The sequence below is a fragment of the Vibrio sp. 1978 genome, assembly GCF_033344345.1.
In genome coordinates, this window is sequence record NZ_JAWPOP010000595.1 from 1 (window position 1) to 642 (window position 642).

General features: G+C 46.0%; 1 protein-coding gene. It reads right to left on the minus strand.

Annotated elements, in window-relative coordinates:
- A partial coding sequence (locus tag R8N49_RS28030; protein WP_318190558.1) for a transporter substrate-binding domain-containing protein occupies nt 1-642 on the minus strand: 642 nt, incomplete at both ends.

Here is a 642-nt window from a genome sequence, read left to right on the forward strand (position 1 = left end):
TACTTCTCTTCAAGAGAAGCTAGCTCGCCAGATTGTTTGATATTGCCGAAAAACTCAATCAGCATCGCATACAAGCTCTCGTCCTCTGAGCGGCGAGTAAACCATGATACTGGTTGATCTTCGGTGAGCTCAAAAGCAAGTGCTAGATCTGGATACAGGCGTTGCGCGAGAGACAGCTCTACGGAATCAGTGACGGTGAAACGCAGTTCTCCAGTCGATACATGTTTCAGTAAATCGCGAGTGTCAGCATCGCCCACGATTTCAAACTGCAATTTAGGATACTGCTTTTTCAATGCCGTCAGTGTCGGAACATATTGAGACTGTTCGACAATTTTCAATGTTTGCGCGCCAGCATTCACGTCTTCTTCTGATTGACTGTCTTTGGATGCTTGATACTCGATAAGCTGCTCAATATCACGAGGACGAAGCTGGCCCTTTTTGTAGACCACTTGCTGGCTTACATAATAATAAGCAGGACCAGGTCTAAAACGTTTGACGGCTTGTGAGGTTTGATTAAGCCCCGTAGCAATAATATCGATGTCGCCCTTCTTTAAGGCAGGGAAAAGGTCGGCTTGTCTGAAAGCGGGTTTGATTTCTAGCTTTACGCCCAACTCTTCTGCAAATTTACGCGCCAGCTCATAA